A 14,936-nucleotide genomic window follows, 5' to 3' on the forward strand; every position below is an offset into this window, starting at 1 on the left:
CGGGGGCAACACCAGCGGCCCGGCAAAGCCGGTTCCGCGGTGTTCCTGGTATCGCGTGGGGGCATTCGCCTTGCGTGGGGCGCGCTGAAATTCCATGAACGAGAGCCCCGCGCCCGCGGTGCGCATGACGCGCATTGACAAGCACTTCGGCGCCGTCCACGCGAATCGCGAAGTCACGCTCACGGTGCCGGCCGGCACGGTGCATGGCGTGGTGGGCGAGAACGGCGCCGGCAAGAGCACGCTGATGTCGATCCTGTACGGCTTCTACCAGGCCGACAGCGGCGAGATCGAGATCGAAGGCAAGGCTGCGCAGATTCGCGGCGCGCACGAAGCCATTGCCCTGGGCATCGGCATGGTGCACCAGCACTTCATGCTGGTCGAGACGTTTTCCGCGCTCGACAACATCCTGCTCGGCGCCGAGCCGCACTGGCGGCTGCCGAACGCGCGCGCGCAGGTGCGCACGCGCCTCGAGGCGCTGATGCGCGACAGCGGCCTGCAAGTGCGGCTGGACCTGCCGGTCGAACAGCTGCCGGTTGGCGAACGCCAGCGCTTGGAGATCCTCAAGGCGCTGTTTCGCGGCGCGCGCATCCTGATCCTCGACGAGCCGACGGCGGTGCTCACGCCGCAGGAGACCGAGCAGCTGTTCGACACGCTGCGGGCCTTGCGCGCGCGCGGCACCACGGTGCTGCTGATCACGCACAAGCTCAAGGAAATCATGGCGCTGTGCGACGCGGTGACGGTGATGCGCGCGGGCGCCGTGGTGCTGGCCTGCGCCACGGCCGACACCAGCGTCGACGCGCTCGCGCAGGCCATGGTCGGACGCCGCGTGCAGATGGGGCGCGTGGACAGCGCCGCGCGCGCCGCGAGCGCCGCGTCGCTGCTCGAAGCGCGCGGCCTGAACTGGTGCGACGCGCAGGGCACGCCGCGCCTGGTCGACGTGTCGCTGCAGTTGCGTGCGGGCGAGATCGTCGGCATCGCGGGCGTCTCGGGCAACGGCCAGAGCGAGCTGCTGGAGGTGCTCTCGGGCATGCTCGCGCCGCAGGCCGGCACGCTCACGCTGGGCTCGCGCTCCTTCACGCGCGAGCATTGGCTCGACCCTGAAGCCGCGCGCGAAGCAGGGCTCGCCCATGTGCCGGAAGATCGGCACCGGCGCGGCCTGGTGCTGCCCTTCGCGGCCTGGGAATCGGCCCTGCTCGGCTATCAGCGGCGCCCGCGCTACAGCCGGCACGGCTGGATGAGGCAGTCGGCCATGCAGGCCGACACCGCGCGGATGATGGACGAGTACGACGTGAGGCCGCGCAATGTGCGCCTGACGAGCGCCAAGTTCTCCGGCGGCAACCAGCAGAAGCTGGTGCTGGCGCGCGAAGCCGCGCCGAAGCCGCGGGTGCTGCTGGTGGGCCAGCCGACGCGCGGGGTCGATATCGGCGCCATCGAGTTCATCCACGGTCGCCTGCGCGCGATGGCGGCCGGCGGCGGTGCGGTGCTCGTCGTCTCGTCCGAGCTCGACGAGATCCTGGCGCTGGCCGACCGCGTGCTCGTGATGGCCGGCGGACGCATCGTCGGCGAGCGCCCGGTCGCCCAGTGCGACGAGACCACGCTGGGCCGCCTGATGTGCGGCGCGGGCGACGAGGTCGCGAAGTCGTGAATCCTCAAGGCACCGATCTGCCGCGATGGATCGACCTCTTGGTCCTGCCGCTCGTCAACCTCGCGATGGCCCTCCTGGCCTGCGGCATCGTCGTCGCCGTGGTCGGCCACAACCCCTGGCAGGTGCTCACGCTGCTGATCCAGGGTGCCTTCGGCAGCCGCATGGGCGTGAGCTACACGCTGTACTACGCCACCACCTTCGTCTTCACCGGCCTGGCGGTGGCGGTCGCTTTCCATGCGGGCCTGTTCAACATCGGCGGCGAAGGCCAGGCCATGATGGGCGGGCTGGGCACCGCGCTGGCGGCCCTGGCGCTGGGCGAACACCTGCCGCGCTGGGCCATGCTGCCGCTGATGATCGGCGCCGCCATGCTGTTCGGCATGTGCTGGGCCGCGGTGCCGGCGGCGCTGCAGGCCTGGCGCGGCAGCCATGTGGTGATCACCACCATCATGTTCAACTTCATCGCCTCGGCGCTCCTGGCCTATCTGCTGGTCGACGTGCTCAAGGAGCCCGGCAACATGACGGTGGAGAGCCGCGCCTTCGCGCCGTCGGCGCACCTGCCCGGCGTGCACGAAGCGCTCGCCGGCCTCGGCATCGAATGGCCGGCCTCGCCGCTCAACCTGAGCGTGCTGCTGGCGCTGGCCGCGGCCGTGGCCGTGTACCTGCTGCTTTGGCGCTCGCAGCCGGGCTACGCCATCCGCGCGGTCGGCCATGCGCCGGAGGCGGCGCACTACGGCGGCATGCGGCCGCGCGTGCAGATCATGGTGTCGATGGCGTTGTCCGGCGCGCTGGCCGGGCTGGTGGGCATCAACGAGATCGCGGGCGTGCACGGGCGCTTGCTGCTCGAGTATGTGGTGGGCGCCGGCTTCGCCGGCATCGCGGTCTCGCTGATCGGGCGCAACCACCCGGTGGGCATCGTGCTGGCAGCGCTGCTTTTCGGCGCGCTGTACCAGGGCGGCTCCGAACTGGCCTTCGAGATTCCCGGTTTCAGCCGCGACATGGTGTACACGCTGCAGGGCCTGATCGTGCTGTTCTCCGGCGCGCTGGCGCATGTGGCGGCGCCGACGCTGGCACGGCTGTGGCGCGCGACGCGCCGTGCGCCGCGCACCGTGGCGGCAGGGAGCGCGATCGATGGATGAAGTCGCGCTCGGCACCTTGCTGGCCTCGACCCTGCGCGTGGCGACGCCGCTGATCCTGTGCGCGCTGGCCGGTGCGCTGGCCGAGCGCTCGGGCGTGATCGATCTGGGCCTCGAAGGCAAGATGCTGTCCTGCGCTTTCGCCGCCGGCAGCGTCGCTGCGCTGAGCGGCTCCTTGGCCCTGGCCCTGGCGGTGTCGCTCATCGTCGGCGTCGCGCTCTCGCTGCTGCAGGGCTTCGGCTGCGTGACCCATCGCGGCGACCAGGTGGTGATGGGCATGGCCATCACCATGACGGCCGCCGGGCTGACGGTGGTGCTGGGCATCGCGTGGTTCCAGCAGGGCGGCCAGACGCCCCCGCTGCCCGACACGGTGCGCCTCGCGCCGTGGGGGGCGGGCGCCGGCGAGGCGCTGCGCGCGCTGCCCTGGGTAGGCACGGTGCTGGGGCTGGGCCTGTTCGGCCACAACGCGCTGGTGTATCTCGCCATCGCGCTGGTGCCGGCCGTCTGGTGGCTGCTGTTTCGCACCCGCTTTGGCCTGCGCCTGCGCGCCACCGGCGAGAACCCGGCCATGGTGGATGCGGCGGGCGTTTCCATCACCGCGCTGCGCTACCGGGCGCTCATGCTCAACGGCGTGCTGTGCTCCCTGGCCGGCAGCTACCTGGTGCTGGCGCAGAATCCGTCGTTCATGCCGAACATGACGGCCGGCCGCGGCTACATGGCCCTGGCCGCCATGATCTTCGGCAAGTGGCATCCGGTCGGCGCCTTTTTCGCCTGCCTGTTGTTCGGCTTTCTCGACGCGGTGTCGATCCGCTTGCAGGGCACGGTGCTGCCCTTGATCGGCGCCGTGCCGGTGCAGGCGGTCCAGGCCTTGCCCTACCTGATGACGGTGGTGCTGTTGGCCGGCTTCGTGGGCAAGGCGCGTGCGCCCAAGGCGCTCGGCATCCCGTACGTGAAGGAGCGATGATGGCCGTTTCGCAGACCCAGATGACGCAGTTGATCGATGCCGCCCGCGCCGCCCGCGAGCGCGCCTATGCACCCTATTCGAAGTTCGCAGTCGGCGCCGCGCTGCTCGACGAACGCGGCCAGGTCCATGCGGGTTGCAACATCGAGAACGCCGCCTATCCGCAGGGCCAGTGCGCCGAGGCCTCGGCGCTCGCGCACCTGGTGCTGGCCGGCGGCACGCGGGTGCTGGCGGCGGTGGTGGTCGGCGTGGCCAAGGCGCCCGTCACGCCGTGCGGCGGCTGTCGCCAGAAGCTGCGCGAGTTCGCCGACGACGACACGCCGGTGTGGTGTGCCGACCTGCGCGAGGTGCGCGGCCGCTACACGATGGGCGAGCTGCTGCCGGCGAGCTTTGGTCCGGCGCATCTGCCGTCGCCATGAGCGCAGCGCCGGGCCGCCCCAAGCAAGCCCGCGCCCCCTCGGGGGGCAGCGAGGACACGAAGTGCCGAGCGTGGGGGTCGCCATGAACGCCATCGAAGCAAGCGCCGCGCGCATCCGTGTCGCCGGTCCCGTGCCCGAGCTGGCGGTGGTGCTCGGCTCCGGCTGGGACCGCGCCGCCGAGCTGGTCGAGGCGCCCACGGACATCCCTTATCCCGAGCTGCCCGCCTTCCCGGCGCTGAACGTCGACGGCCATGCTGGCATCCTGCGGCTGGGCCGCATCGGCGGCCGCGCGGTCGCGCTCTTGCGCGGCCGCAAGCACGCCTACGAAAGCGGCGACGCGGCGGCCATGAAGGGCCCAATCCGCAGCCTGGCCGCCGCCGGCTGCCGCATCCTCGTGCTGACCAATGCCGCCGGCAGCCTGGACGCGAACATGGGCCCGGGCTCGCTGATGCTGATCGCCGATCACCTCAACATGGCCCAGCGCACGCCGCTGCACGACGAGCCCGGCTCGGACCGCTTCGTCGACATGAGCGATGCCTACGATCCGGCCTTGCGCGCGCAGGCCCGCGCCGCGGCCGCGCAGGCGGGCATCGCGCTGCACGAAGGCGTCTATGCCTGGGTGCTGGGCCCGCAGTTCGAGACCCCGGCCGAGATCCGCATGCTGCGCCTGCTGGGCGCGCAGGCCGTGGGCATGAGCACCGTGCCCGAGGTCATCCTGGCGCGGCATGCGGGCCTGAAGGTGCTGGCCTTCTCGATGCTCACCAACATGGCTGCGGGGCTCTCCGATGAAAGCCTGAGCCACGCCCACACCCTGCGCAACGCGCGCGCCGCCGACCAGGACGCATCGCGCCTGCTCACAGCGGTCATTGCAGCGATCTGATCTGCTCTGGAGGATTCGACCCATGCGCATGCCATTCATCGCCGCCGCCGCCGCCGCGCTGGCCCTGCTGGCCGGCTGCGCCACGGCGCCGGGCGAGCGCGCGCCGATCAAGCTGACCGTGCTGCACACCAACGACCACCACGGCCGCTTCTGGACCAATGCCGACGGCGAATACGGCATGGCCGCGCGCAAGACGCTCATCGACCGCCTGCGCGCCGAGGTGCAGGCAAGCGGCGGCTACACGCTGCTGCTCGACGGCGGCGACATCAACACCGGCGTGCCCGAGTCCGACCTGCAGGACGCCGAGCCCGACTTCAAGGGAATGAAGCTGCTCGGCTACGACGCCTCGGCGGTCGGCAACCACGAGTTCGACAAGCCGCCCGCGGTGCTGGACAAGCAGCGCCAGTGGGCCGGCTTTCCGCTGCTCTCGGCCAACATCTACAAGAACGGCCAGCGCATGTTCGAGCCCTACCGCGTGTTCGAGCGCGGCGGCTTGCGGATCGCGGTGCTGGGCCTGACCACCGACGACACGGCCAGGATGGTGATGCCCGCCAACATCGCGGGCATCGAATTCCGCAAGCCCATCGACGAGGCGGCCCAACTGCTGCCCGAGCTGCGCGCCAAGGCCGACATGGTGATCGCCGCCACCCACATGGGCCACTACACCGACGGCCGGCGCGGCGTCAACGCGCCGGGCGATGTGGAGATGGCGCGCGCCACCCGCGGGCTCGACCTGATCGTCGGTGGCCACAGCCAGAACCCGGTCTGCATGCTGCAGGAAAACCTGCGCAACGACGCCTACGTGCCCGGCACGCCCTGCGCGCCCGACCGTCAGAACGGCACCTGGATCGTGCAGGCGCACGAATGGGGCAAATACGTGGGCCGGGCCGACTTCGAGGTGCGCCCGGGCCGGATCGAGTTGATCAAGTACCAGCTGATTCCGGTCAACCTCAAGCGCACTGTGGACGGCAAGAAGGTCGCGTATGAAGAGACCATTCCCGAGGACGCCGGCGTGCGCGCCTTCCTACAGCCCTTCCAGGACAACGGGCAGGCGCAGCTGACGGTGCCGGTGGGCGAAGCGGCCGGCGTGTTCGACGGTGATCGCGAACGGGTGCGCAGGCAAGCCACCAATCTCGGCCGGCTGATCGCCCAGGCCATGCGCGACAAGACGGGCGCCGATGTCGCGCTCATGAATTCGGGCGGGGTGCGCGATTCGCTGCCCGACGGCCGCATCACCTACCGCGACGTGCTCAAGGTCCAGCCTTTCGGCAATCAGGTGACCGTGGTACAGCTCACGGGCGCCGAGCTGCTCGGCTACCTCGAAGCCGCGGCCAGGATGACACCGGGCTCGGGCGGCTTCCCGCAGACGGCGGGCGTGCAGATGCTGATCGAAGGCGGACAGCTGAAGGATGCCAAGGTCAACGGCCAGCCCATCGACCCGCGGCGCGCGTACCGGCTGGCGATCAACAACTTCACTGCCACCGGCGGCGACGGCTATCCCAAGCTGGCGACGCATCCGGGCTACCTCAACACCGGCTTCGTCGATGCCGAGGTGCTGCGCGCCTACATCGCCGGCCGCAGCCCGCTCAAGGCCGCCGACTACGCACCGGGCGACGAGGTGCTAAGGAGATGATGTGGAAACCGACATGACACGCGACGCGCGCATTGCGCTGGCCTGCCTGGACCTGACCAGCCTCAACGACGGCGACGACGCGGCCGCCATCGATGCCTTGTGCGCCAAGGCGCAAGGGCCGGCCGGCCCGCCGGCGGCGCTGTGCGTGTGGCCGCGCTTCGTGGCGCAGGCCAGGGCCGCGCTGCCGGCATCGATCCGCGTCGCGGCCGTGGTTAACTTCCCCGACGGCGCGCTCGACAGCGAACGCGCCTTGCGCGAGACGCAGGCCATCCTCGCGGCCGGCGGCGACGAAGTGGACCTGGTCCTGCCCTGGCGCGCTCTCGCCGCGGGCAATGCGGACGGCGCGGCGGCCCTGGTCGCGCAGGTGCGCGCGGCCTGCGCGGGCAAGACGCTCAAGCTCATCATCGAATCCGGCGAACTTCAGACGCCCGAACTGATCCGCCAGGCCTGCCGCATCGGGCTCGATGCCGGCGTTGACTTCCTCAAGACCAGCACCGGCAAGACGGCCACGGGCGCGACGCCCGATGCCGCGCGCGCGATGCTCGAGACCATCGCCGGCCACGCGCGAAAAGATGAGGTCGGCTTCAAGGCCTCGGGCGGCGTGCGCACGGTGGCCGATGCGGCGATCTACATCGCGCTGGCGCGCGAGATGCTGGGCGAGTCGGCCATCGGACCGAAGCGGCTGCGCTTCGGCGCCAGCGGCCTGCTGGCCGACATCGAGTCGGTGTTGCTGCAGAAAGGCGCCGGCAAGCCATCCGTTCCCGGAGACTATTGATGCTGCTGCCGGCCGAGGTCATCCGCGCCAAGCGCGATCGCCATGCGCTCTCGCCGGCGCAGATCGAAGCCTTCGTGCGCGGCCTCACCGACGGCAGCTGGAGCGAAGGCCAGATCGCCGCGCTGGCGATGGCGATCCTGCTCAATGGCATGGACGATGGCGAATGCGTGGCACTGACCCGCGGCATGACGCATTCCGGCGAAGTGCTGCAATGGCCCGATGTGCCGGGCCCGGTGCTCGACAAGCATTCCACCGGCGGCGTGGGCGACAAGGTGAGCCTCATGCTGGCGCCGATCGTCGCGGCCTGCGGCGGCGTGGTGCCGATGATCTCCGGCCGCGGCCTGGGCCACACCGGCGGCACGCTGGACAAGCTCGAATCGCTGGCGGGCTACCGCGTCGAGCCGTCGCTTGATGCGCTGCTCGCCGTTCTGCGCGATGCCGGCTGCGCCATCGTCGGCGCCGGCCCCACGCTGGCACCTGCCGACAAGCGGCTCTACGCGATTCGCGACGTGACGGCCACGGTCGAATCGCTGCCCTTGATCACCGCCAGCATCCTCTCCAAGAAGCTCGCGGCCGGGCTCGAGGGACTGGTGCTCGACGTGAAGGTGGGCAACGGCGCCTTCATGCCGCGCCTGGACGGCGCGCGGGCGCTGGCCAAGAGCCTGGTCGACGTGGCGGCCGGCGCCGGCTTGCGCGCGGAGGCGCTGATCACCGACATGAACCAGGTGCTGGGCCGCAGCGCGGGCAATGCGCTCGAAGTGCGCGAAGCGATCGATTTCCTGATGGGCGCTGAACGCGAGCCGCGGCTGCTCGAAGTGACCCTGGCGCTCGCGGCGCGGCTGCTGCGCCTGGGCGGCCTCGCGGCCGACCTGCCCGAGGCCAGGGCCCACGCCATGCGCGCGCTCGACAGCGGCGCGGCCGCCGAGCGTTTCGCGCGCATGGTGTCGGGCCTGGGTGGTGCGAGCGACCTCGGGCAAGCAGTGCGCCAACTGCCGGAGGCGCCGGTGCAATGCGATCTGCCGGCACCGCAAGACGGCGTACTGGTGGCGGCGGACGTGCGCGCCATCGGCCTGGCCATCGTTGCCCTGGGCGGCGGCCGGCGCCGCGCCGAAGACCGCATCGATCCGCGCGTCGGGCTCACGCAGGTGCTGCCGCTGGGCAGCAAGGTACGCAAGGGCGAGCCGCTGGCGCGCGTGCATGCGGCCAGCCAGGCCGATGCCGAAGCGGCGATCGCGGCGCTGCAGGCGGCCATGCGCATCGAAGAAGACGGCACGCAAGGGTCGGCAGCGCCTGATGTGCCGGCCCCGGTGATCTGCGCGGAGATCACGCGGGCGCCGTAGCGCGCCCCATGCCTGGACTCAAGGCCGCAAAGCCTGCGTCAACTCCATCACCGACGACAAGCCCGCCGCGATGCGCGGCGCGAGGAAGGCGCCCATCTGCGGTATCAGCAGTTGCAGCATGCCGATGCCCGCGAGCAGCGTCAGCGGAAAGCCCACCGCGAAGATGCTGAACTGCGGCGAGGCGCGGTTCAGGATGCCCATCGCCAGGTTGAGCGTGAGCAGCGCCGTGACCAGCGGCAGCGCCAGCATCAGGCCGTTGGCGAAGATCTGGCCGGCGCCCGCGACGAGGAACATCCAGCCGCGCGCGGCCAGCGGCGCGTCGGCGATCGGCAGGGTCTGGAAGCTCTCGGCGAGCGCGGCGATCAGCAGCAGGTGGCCGTCGAGCGCGAGGAAGATCAGCATCGCCAGCATGTGCAGCAGGCGCGCGACCACCATGGTGGCGCCGCCGCTCATCGGATCGAAGAAGGACGCGAAGGACAGGCCCATCTGCAGGCCGATGTACTCGCCCGCCGCCAGCACGGCGGCGAACACCAGCCGCATCGCGAAGCCGATGGCGCCGCCGATGAGCACCTGCTGCACCAGGATCCAGACGCCGCCCGCGGACACCACCGGCACCGGCGGCATCGGCCCGATGGTGGGCGCGACGGCCACCGCGAGCAGGGCCGCGATCGCGACCTTGATCTGCCGCGGCACGCCCGGCTCCCCGAAGATCGGCGCGGTGCTGACCAGCGCCAGCATGCGCACGAAGGGCCAGAGGAAGGCCACCATCCAGGCGTTGAGTTCCCCCGAGGTGACCGAAAAGACCGGCGGCATTGCGCCTCTAGGTCACGAGCTGCGGAATGCTCGAGAACAGCGTCCGCATGTAGTCCACGATCTGGCCCAGCATCCAGGGCCCGGCGATCACCAGCACAGCGAACACCGCCAGCAGCTTCGGGATGAAGGACAGCGTGGCTTCGTTGATCTGCGTGGCGGCCTGGAAGATGCTGATGACCAGGCCGACCACCAGCGCCACCAGCAGCAGGGGCGCGCCGAGCAGCAGCGACACATGGATCGCCTGGCTGCCGATGGCCATGACGGATTCGGGCGTCATAGATAGAAACTCTCGGCCAGCGCACCGATCAGCAACTGCCAGCCGTCGGCCATGACGAAGAGCATCAGCTTGAAGGGCAGCGCGATGGAGGCGGGTGGCACCATCATCATGCCCATCGACATCAGCACGCTGGCCACCACGAGGTCGATGATGAGGAAGGGGATGAAGATGGTGAAGCCGATCTGGAACGCGGTCTTCAGCTCGCTGATCACGAAGGAGGGCAAGAGGATGCGCAGCGGCACTTCCTCAGGCCCTTCCATCGCCGGCACCTTGGCCAGCCGCGCGAAGAGCGCGAGGTCGTTCTCGCGGGTCTGCTTCAGCATGAAGGTCTTGAAGGGGCCGATGCCGCGTTCGAGCGCGCGCTCGGCGCTGATCTTGTTTTCGGAGAAGGGCTTGTAGGCCTCGTTGTAGACCTTGTCGAAGACCGGCGACATCACGAAGAAGGTCAGGAAGAGCGACAGGCCCACCAGGATCTGGTTGGGCGGCGACGATTGCGTGCCGATGGCGGTGCGCAGCAAGCCCAGCACGATGAGGATGCGCGTGAAGCTGGTCATGCACAGCAAGAGCGCCGGCAGGAAGGACAGCGAGGTCAGCAGCACCAGCGTCTGCACGCTCAGCGACCAGGTCTGGCTGCCGCCCGGGCCGGGCGTGCTCACGAGGCCGGGCAGGCCCTGCGCCCAGGCGGCGATCGGCAGTGCAGGCAGCACGAGCGCCAGCAGCAGGCTCGCGCGACGCAGGCAACGACGACGGTGGCCCTGCATCATTCGCCCGGCCGCGGCCTGACGCCGAGCGATTCGCGCAGCTTCTGCGCGAACAGGCCGAGCGCCTGGGAGGTTCTCGCATCCAGCGGCGTGGCCGCCGGCGCCGAGGCCACGGCTTGCGCCGGCAGCGTGTGCAGGGTGTTGATCTGGCTGGCCGTGACGCCCAGCACCAGCCAGGTCGCACCCACTTCCACCACCACCACACGCTCGCGCTGGCCGACCATGGAGCTCGACACCACCTTCACGAGATTGCCGCCGCCGAAGCGCTGCAGGCCGAAGCGGCGTGCCATCCATGCGCACGCAAAAATCAGCGCGAGCACCACCAGCATGCCGAAGCCGGCCTGCAGCAGGCCGGAGGCGCCGACTGCAGGCGCGGCCTCGGCGGCGGGTGTCGGCACGGTGGGCAGCGCCGCGCGCGCCGGCAGCGTGCATGCCCACGCAAGAAGAGAGGCCGCGGCCCGCAGCGGTCGCCTGCAAGGAATCATGAGCGGCTGAGCTTCTGCATGCGCTCGGAGGGCGTGACGATGTCGGTCAGGCGGATGCCGTACTTCTCGTTCACCACCACCACCTCGCCCTGTGCGATCAGGTAGCCGTTGATCAGCACGTCCAGCGGCTGGCCGGCCAGGCCGTCGAGCTCGACCACCGAACCCTGCGAGAGCTGCAGCAGGTTCTTGATGGTGATGCGCGTGCGGCCGATCTCGGCCGTGAGCTGCACCGGCACATCGAGGATGCGTTCGATGTCCACCGGCGAGCTGTGGGCCGTCGGCGCGTTCTGGATCGGCTGGAAGACCTGTGCGCCGGCCGGCGCCGCCACGGGTGCGGGTGCGGCGGCCTGCAGGGGCGCAGGCGCGGAGGCCGCGGTCTGCTCGGCCAGCGCGCTGGCCCAGTCGTCCGCATCGCTGCTGGAAGGAGTGTTGTCAGTCATGGTCGTTCTTCAGATCGCTGTCTTGGTGGGAGATCATCTGTTGCACGCGCAGCGCATAGCGTTCGTTCGAGACGCCGAAGCCGCACTCCATCACCGGAATGCCGTCGACGCGCGCGACGACGGAGCTCGGCAGCTCGATCGGCAGCACGTCGCCGACCTGCAGCTTCATCAGCTCGCCGATGGTCGAGGGGATGGTCACGAAGTCGGCGCTGAGCTCGACGTCGGCGCTCTGCATCTGCTGCGACATCTGCTTGACCCAGCGCTTGTCGACCTCGATCTCGTCCTGCACCGGGTTGGACAGCAGGTCGCGGATCGGCTCGATCATCGAGTAGGGGATGCACACGTGCACGAAGCCGCCGACCGGGCCGAACTCGACCTGCAGCGTGGTGGTGATCACCACCTCGTTGGGCGCGACGATGTTGGCCAGCTTGCCGTGCATCTCGGCGCGCACGTAGTCGAAGGCGAGCGGAAACACCGGCTGCCAGGCGTCGCCGTAGCACTGCAGCGTGAGGTTCAGCAGGCGCTTGATGATGCGCTGCTCGGTGCGCGTGAAGTCGCGCCCTTCCACGCGCACGTGGTAGCGGCCGTCGCTGCCGAACAGGTTGTCCACCACCAGGAACACCAGCTTCGGATCGAACACGATCAGGGCGGTGCCGCGCAGCGGCTTGAAGTGCAGCATGTTGATGTTGGTCGGCACCGGCAGGTGGCGCACGAACTCGCCGTACTGCTGGATCTGCACCGGCCCGACCGAGATGTCGGCGCTGCGCCGCATGAAGTTCAGCAAGGAGCTGCGCAGATGGCGCGCGAAACGCTCGTTGATGACCTCCAGCGTGTGCATGCGGCTGCGCACCACGCGGTCGGGCGCACCGAGGTCGTAGGCCGGCAGGCCGTCGGTGGCCGGCGTGGGCGCGCGGGTCTGGTCGACGGCTCCGCCGGTGACGCCTTGCAGCAGCGCATCGACCTCGTCCTGCGAGAGCACCTGTTCATAGGCCATGCCAGGAGACCCTTACTGCACCACGAAGGTGTTGAAGGAAACGCTGGAGATGTCCTGCGCGGGCAGGTTGGGACCGAGCGGCTTGTTGAGCTCGGCGCGGATCTCCTCGGCCAGCCGGGCCTTGTCCTGCGTGGACAGCAGCGACTCGGGCTGGCGGTTCGACAGCAGCAGCAGCAGCCGGCTGCGCAGCTCGGGCATGGATTCGACGATCTGCGTCTTGGCCAGCTCGTCGCGCACCTTGAGCGCCATGCCGATGTGCAGGAAGCGGCCGCGGCCTTCGGACTGCACGTTGACGGTCAGCGGTTCGAGCGTGACGAAGATGGGCTTCTGCGGCACCGGCGCGGCGGCTTCGCGCGCGAAGAGGTTGCTGCGGCTCAAGGCATAACCGCCGCCGCCGAGGGCGCACAGGCCGACGGCGATCAGCAGCCCGATCAGCAGCTTCGACGAGCGCGGCGCGGAGGGAGCGACTTGGGTGAGTGAGGGACTGGTGGCCATGGGTGGGAGCTGCTGCAAAACGATTCGGTCTATTCTTGGCCGGCGCACGCGCAAGCGAAGCGCCGATCAAGCGGGGGAAAGGGCCTCAGATCTCGCGTTTCAGGCGAAGGTATCGAGTCCGGCGCTGCCGGTACTGCGCGCGGCCACAGGCATGCGAGGCGCAACGGCATCGGTGCCCGTGTCCGCGCGCCCGGGATACGCCGCCTGCCGCGAGGACGAGGGCTGCTGCTGCGGCTGGCCGAAGCCGTCGCCTTGTCCGGCCCAGGGCCGCGACTCGGCTCCGACCGAGGTCTGGCCCAGGCTGATGCCCTGCTCGGCGAGCGTGCTGCGCAATTGCGGCAGCGCGGCCTCGACGGCCTTGCGAACGGATTCATGGGCCGACACGAACATGGCCTGCGCCTGGTTGTCGCCGAGACTGAGCGTGACCTTGAGCGGGCCGAGGCCGGCCGGGTTGAGGTTGAGCTCGGCCACCTGATGGCCGCCAGTGCTCATGCGCAGCATCTGCTGGCCGATGGCCGGGCCCCATTCGTCGCTGCCGACCGGCGGTGCGACGGTCAACACGGGTGTGGGGCTGGCGGGTGCGCTGGCGCGCTCCACCGCCTGCGGCATGAAAGACGTCGATGTGGGGACCAGAGTCGGGGATGCCGGGCTCTGCGCTGCGGCTGCATCGGCACGCTCGGTGCTCGTCGCGGCAGCCGGCACCGTCTTCGTCTCGTCGACGGAGGGCAGCGCGGGCGATGCCTTGGCCTGCTGTTGCGCGGCCGTGCCGGCGGCCGGGGCTTTCGCCGAGGGGAGGGCGCTCGCGGCCGGCGGCGGCGGTGTTGCAGCGACGGCTGTCGGCGCGGCGGCGTCGGCAACGCTCGCATCCGCTGCCACGGGCACCGACTTGGCGGTGTTGGCCTGTGCCGCAGCTGCTTGTGCAGGAAGCGTTTTCGCCTCCGGGCCTGCGTCTTGCGTTGCGGGGAGGGTCTTGGCTGCTGCTTCGGTGCCGGCTTCGGTCAGGGCGGTCGCCGGCGGCGTCTGCGCAAGCAAGGGGTCTTGGGCAACATCCGTTGCCATCGACACCTCTGCCTTGGCTTCGCTCGGCAGGCCGGCGGCGGGCGTCGCCACGGCCGTCGGTTGAGCCGCGACCGGCGCGGGCGCGAACAGCGCGAAGGCCAGCAGATCGGAGACGACCTCGTCCTTCTTGTCCGCGCCGCGCTCCGGCTTCGGAAGCGCAGCGGCCTCGGCAGGCGCTGCGTCCGGCGATGCCTCGGACTTCCGCGCACCGGCGGCGCGCGAGCGCTCGAGCACCTCGCCGAAGCGCTGTCCCTGCGGCTCGTCGGCCGGGCGGCCGCGCGGGCCGGAGGATGTGAGCGGCTGGCTGGGCGCGGCCGGGCCGGCAGAAGGAGCGATGAAGGTGGACATGGCGGTTCCAGGTAGATGAGATCAGGGGCTCGAATGCGCCGCGCGGTCGATGAACTTGCGCGCCGCGCGCTCGTCGCTGTCGCGCTGTTCGCGCTTGGCCTGCACCATCGCTTCCTGGCGACGCAGGCGGTCGGCCAGGGTGTCGAAGGAGTTGAGGCGGCGCGCATGGTGCTGCCAGTCGCCACGGCCATGGTCGAGCCGGACATTCGTCTGGACGGCGATGGCGCGTTGCTGCTCGATGGCGCCGTCGAGCGTGCTGAGGAAGTTGCGGTAGTTGCGCCACTGCGAGGCGGGCAGGCCGCTCTCCATCAGCAGCTGAAGCTGGTGGCTGTAGTCCTGGCGGTATTGCAGCAGCAGGTCCAGCTTCTGGTGCGCGCTGACCTGCGCGCTCTGCAAGGCACCCAGGCGCCGCGCGGCCTCTTCCTTCTGCGTGCGGGCCAGTTCGGTCAGGGTGTCGAGGGGGAGCTTCTTGGACATA

General features: G+C 70.2%; 17 protein-coding genes. 8 read left to right on the forward strand and 9 right to left on the reverse strand.

The features are described from left to right. The first annotated feature begins 94 nt into the window (after positions 1-94). From ACSQ9A_RS08280 to deoA, 8 genes are all read left to right on the forward strand, one after another. Positions 95-1,645 carry an ABC transporter ATP-binding protein gene (locus ACSQ9A_RS08280; RefSeq protein WP_436303304.1) on the forward strand — a complete coding sequence of 517 codons (1,551 nt, stop codon included), beginning with the start codon at positions 95-97 and terminating at the stop codon, positions 1,643-1,645. Beyond that, positions 1,642-2,781 carry an ABC transporter permease gene (locus tag ACSQ9A_RS08285; RefSeq protein ID WP_436303305.1) on the forward strand — a complete coding sequence of 380 codons (1,140 nt, stop codon included), beginning with the start codon at positions 1,642-1,644 and terminating at the stop codon, positions 2,779-2,781. Before ACSQ9A_RS08280 ends, ACSQ9A_RS08285 begins: the two co-directional genes overlap by 4 nt. Next, on the forward strand, positions 2,774-3,742 hold the full coding sequence (locus ACSQ9A_RS08290; RefSeq protein ID WP_436303306.1) for an ABC transporter permease: 969 nt from the start codon (positions 2,774-2,776) through the stop codon (positions 3,740-3,742). Before ACSQ9A_RS08285 ends, ACSQ9A_RS08290 begins: the two co-directional genes overlap by 8 nt. Next, on the forward strand, positions 3,742-4,158 hold the full coding sequence (locus ACSQ9A_RS08295) for a cytidine deaminase (protein WP_436303307.1): 417 nt from the start codon (positions 3,742-3,744) through the stop codon (positions 4,156-4,158). Before ACSQ9A_RS08290 ends, ACSQ9A_RS08295 begins: the two co-directional genes overlap by 1 nt. Positions 4,159-4,240: 82 nt before the next feature. Further along, a complete protein-coding gene (locus ACSQ9A_RS08300) occupies positions 4,241-5,038 on the forward strand; it encodes a purine-nucleoside phosphorylase (RefSeq protein WP_436303308.1) in 798 nt (265 codons plus the stop codon). 22 nt (positions 5,039-5,060) lie between these two features. Beyond that, positions 5,061-6,671 carry a bifunctional UDP-sugar hydrolase/5'-nucleotidase UshA gene (ushA, locus tag ACSQ9A_RS08305; protein WP_436303309.1) on the forward strand — a complete coding sequence of 537 codons (1,611 nt, stop codon included), beginning with the start codon at positions 5,061-5,063 and terminating at the stop codon, positions 6,669-6,671. A gap of 13 nt (positions 6,672-6,684) precedes the next feature. Then, positions 6,685-7,446, forward strand: coding sequence for a deoxyribose-phosphate aldolase (gene deoC / locus ACSQ9A_RS08310; RefSeq protein ID WP_436306274.1), 762 nt, complete (start codon positions 6,685-6,687; stop codon positions 7,444-7,446). Beyond that, entirely contained in the window at positions 7,446-8,786 is a 1,341-nt protein-coding gene (gene deoA / locus ACSQ9A_RS08315) for a thymidine phosphorylase (protein ID WP_436303311.1), read from the forward strand. Before deoC ends, deoA begins: the two co-directional genes overlap by 1 nt. A gap of 18 nt (positions 8,787-8,804) precedes the next feature. Here the strand turns inward: deoA and fliR are convergent, their stop codons facing one another. The 9 genes from fliR to fliJ all read right to left on the reverse strand — a co-directional run bounded on the left by fliR (position 8,805) and on the right by fliJ (position 14,935). Further along, positions 8,805-9,599 carry a flagellar biosynthetic protein FliR gene (fliR, locus tag ACSQ9A_RS08320; RefSeq protein ID WP_093102000.1) on the reverse strand — a complete coding sequence of 265 codons (795 nt, stop codon included), beginning with the start codon at positions 9,597-9,599 and terminating at the stop codon, positions 8,805-8,807. Positions 9,600-9,606: 7 nt separating this feature from the next. Then, positions 9,607-9,876, reverse strand: a complete 270-nt coding sequence (gene fliQ, locus ACSQ9A_RS08325; protein WP_093102001.1) for a flagellar biosynthesis protein FliQ — start codon at positions 9,874-9,876, stop codon at positions 9,607-9,609. Beyond that, positions 9,873-10,640: a flagellar type III secretion system pore protein FliP gene (gene fliP / locus ACSQ9A_RS08330; protein ID WP_436303312.1), complete on the reverse strand. Its 768-nt coding sequence runs from the start codon at positions 10,638-10,640 to the stop codon at positions 9,873-9,875. Before fliP ends, fliQ begins: the two co-directional genes overlap by 4 nt. After that, a complete protein-coding gene (gene fliO, locus ACSQ9A_RS08335) occupies positions 10,637-11,122 on the reverse strand; it encodes a flagellar biosynthetic protein FliO (RefSeq protein ID WP_436303313.1) in 486 nt (161 codons plus the stop codon). The genes fliP and fliO overlap by 4 nt, the downstream gene beginning before the upstream one ends. Then, positions 11,119-11,562, reverse strand: a complete 444-nt coding sequence (gene fliN / locus ACSQ9A_RS08340) for a flagellar motor switch protein FliN (protein ID WP_093102006.1) — start codon at positions 11,560-11,562, stop codon at positions 11,119-11,121. Before fliN ends, fliO begins: the two co-directional genes overlap by 4 nt. Continuing rightward, on the reverse strand, positions 11,555-12,556 hold the full coding sequence (fliM, locus tag ACSQ9A_RS08345; protein ID WP_093102008.1) for a flagellar motor switch protein FliM: 1,002 nt from the start codon (positions 12,554-12,556) through the stop codon (positions 11,555-11,557). Before fliM ends, fliN begins: the two co-directional genes overlap by 8 nt. A gap of 12 nt (positions 12,557-12,568) precedes the next feature. Then, positions 12,569-13,051, reverse strand: coding sequence for a flagellar basal body-associated FliL family protein (locus tag ACSQ9A_RS08350; protein WP_436303314.1), 483 nt, complete (start codon positions 13,049-13,051; stop codon positions 12,569-12,571). Between the two features lie 99 nt (positions 13,052-13,150). Then, on the reverse strand, positions 13,151-14,458 hold the full coding sequence (locus ACSQ9A_RS08355; RefSeq protein WP_436303315.1) for a flagellar hook-length control protein FliK: 1,308 nt from the start codon (positions 14,456-14,458) through the stop codon (positions 13,151-13,153). 21 nt (positions 14,459-14,479) lie between these two features. Beyond that, positions 14,480-14,935 (reverse strand): flagellar export protein FliJ, encoded by a 456-nt coding sequence (fliJ, locus tag ACSQ9A_RS08360; RefSeq protein WP_093102012.1) that lies wholly within the window; start codon positions 14,933-14,935, stop codon positions 14,480-14,482. Position 14,936: the final 1 nt, after the last annotated feature.

The sequence above is a fragment of the Variovorax sp. LjRoot290 genome (genome assembly GCF_964253985.1).
Taxonomy (GTDB): Bacteria; Pseudomonadota; Gammaproteobacteria; order Burkholderiales; family Burkholderiaceae_C; genus Variovorax.

What these genes read in the sequence shown, in the direction of transcription:
- ACSQ9A_RS08280 (WP_436303304.1), top strand. Translation starts at nt 95, where the DNA reads ATGAACGAGAGCCCCGCGCCCGCGGTGCGCATGACGCGCATTGACAAG.
- ACSQ9A_RS08290 (WP_436303306.1), top strand. Translation starts at nt 2,774, where the DNA reads ATGGATGAAGTCGCGCTCGGCACCTTGCTGGCCTCGACCCTGCGCGTG.
- ACSQ9A_RS08295 (WP_436303307.1), top strand. Translation starts at nt 3,742, where the DNA reads ATGGCCGTTTCGCAGACCCAGATGACGCAGTTGATCGATGCCGCCCGC.
- ACSQ9A_RS08300 (WP_436303308.1), top strand. Translation starts at nt 4,241, where the DNA reads ATGAACGCCATCGAAGCAAGCGCCGCGCGCATCCGTGTCGCCGGTCCC.
- ushA (WP_436303309.1), top strand. Translation starts at nt 5,061, where the DNA reads ATGCGCATGCCATTCATCGCCGCCGCCGCCGCCGCGCTGGCCCTGCTG.
- deoC (WP_436306274.1), top strand. Translation starts at nt 6,685, where the DNA reads ATGACACGCGACGCGCGCATTGCGCTGGCCTGCCTGGACCTGACCAGC.
- deoA (WP_436303311.1), top strand. Translation starts at nt 7,446, where the DNA reads ATGCTGCTGCCGGCCGAGGTCATCCGCGCCAAGCGCGATCGCCATGCG.
- fliR (WP_093102000.1), bottom strand. Translation starts at nt 9,599, where the DNA reads ATGCCGCCGGTCTTTTCGGTCACCTCGGGGGAACTCAACGCCTGGATG.
- fliQ (WP_093102001.1), bottom strand. Translation starts at nt 9,876, where the DNA reads ATGACGCCCGAATCCGTCATGGCCATCGGCAGCCAGGCGATCCATGTG.
- fliP (WP_436303312.1), bottom strand. Translation starts at nt 10,640, where the DNA reads ATGATGCAGGGCCACCGTCGTCGTTGCCTGCGTCGCGCGAGCCTGCTG.
- fliO (WP_436303313.1), bottom strand. Translation starts at nt 11,122, where the DNA reads ATGATTCCTTGCAGGCGACCGCTGCGGGCCGCGGCCTCTCTTCTTGCG.
- fliN (WP_093102006.1), bottom strand. Translation starts at nt 11,562, where the DNA reads ATGACTGACAACACTCCTTCCAGCAGCGATGCGGACGACTGGGCCAGC.
- fliM (WP_093102008.1), bottom strand. Translation starts at nt 12,556, where the DNA reads ATGGCCTATGAACAGGTGCTCTCGCAGGACGAGGTCGATGCGCTGCTG.
- ACSQ9A_RS08350 (WP_436303314.1), bottom strand. Translation starts at nt 13,051, where the DNA reads ATGGCCACCAGTCCCTCACTCACCCAAGTCGCTCCCTCCGCGCCGCGC.
- ACSQ9A_RS08355 (WP_436303315.1), bottom strand. Translation starts at nt 14,458, where the DNA reads ATGTCCACCTTCATCGCTCCTTCTGCCGGCCCGGCCGCGCCCAGCCAG.
- fliJ (WP_093102012.1), bottom strand. Translation starts at nt 14,935, where the DNA reads ATGTCCAAGAAGCTCCCCCTCGACACCCTGACCGAACTGGCCCGCACG.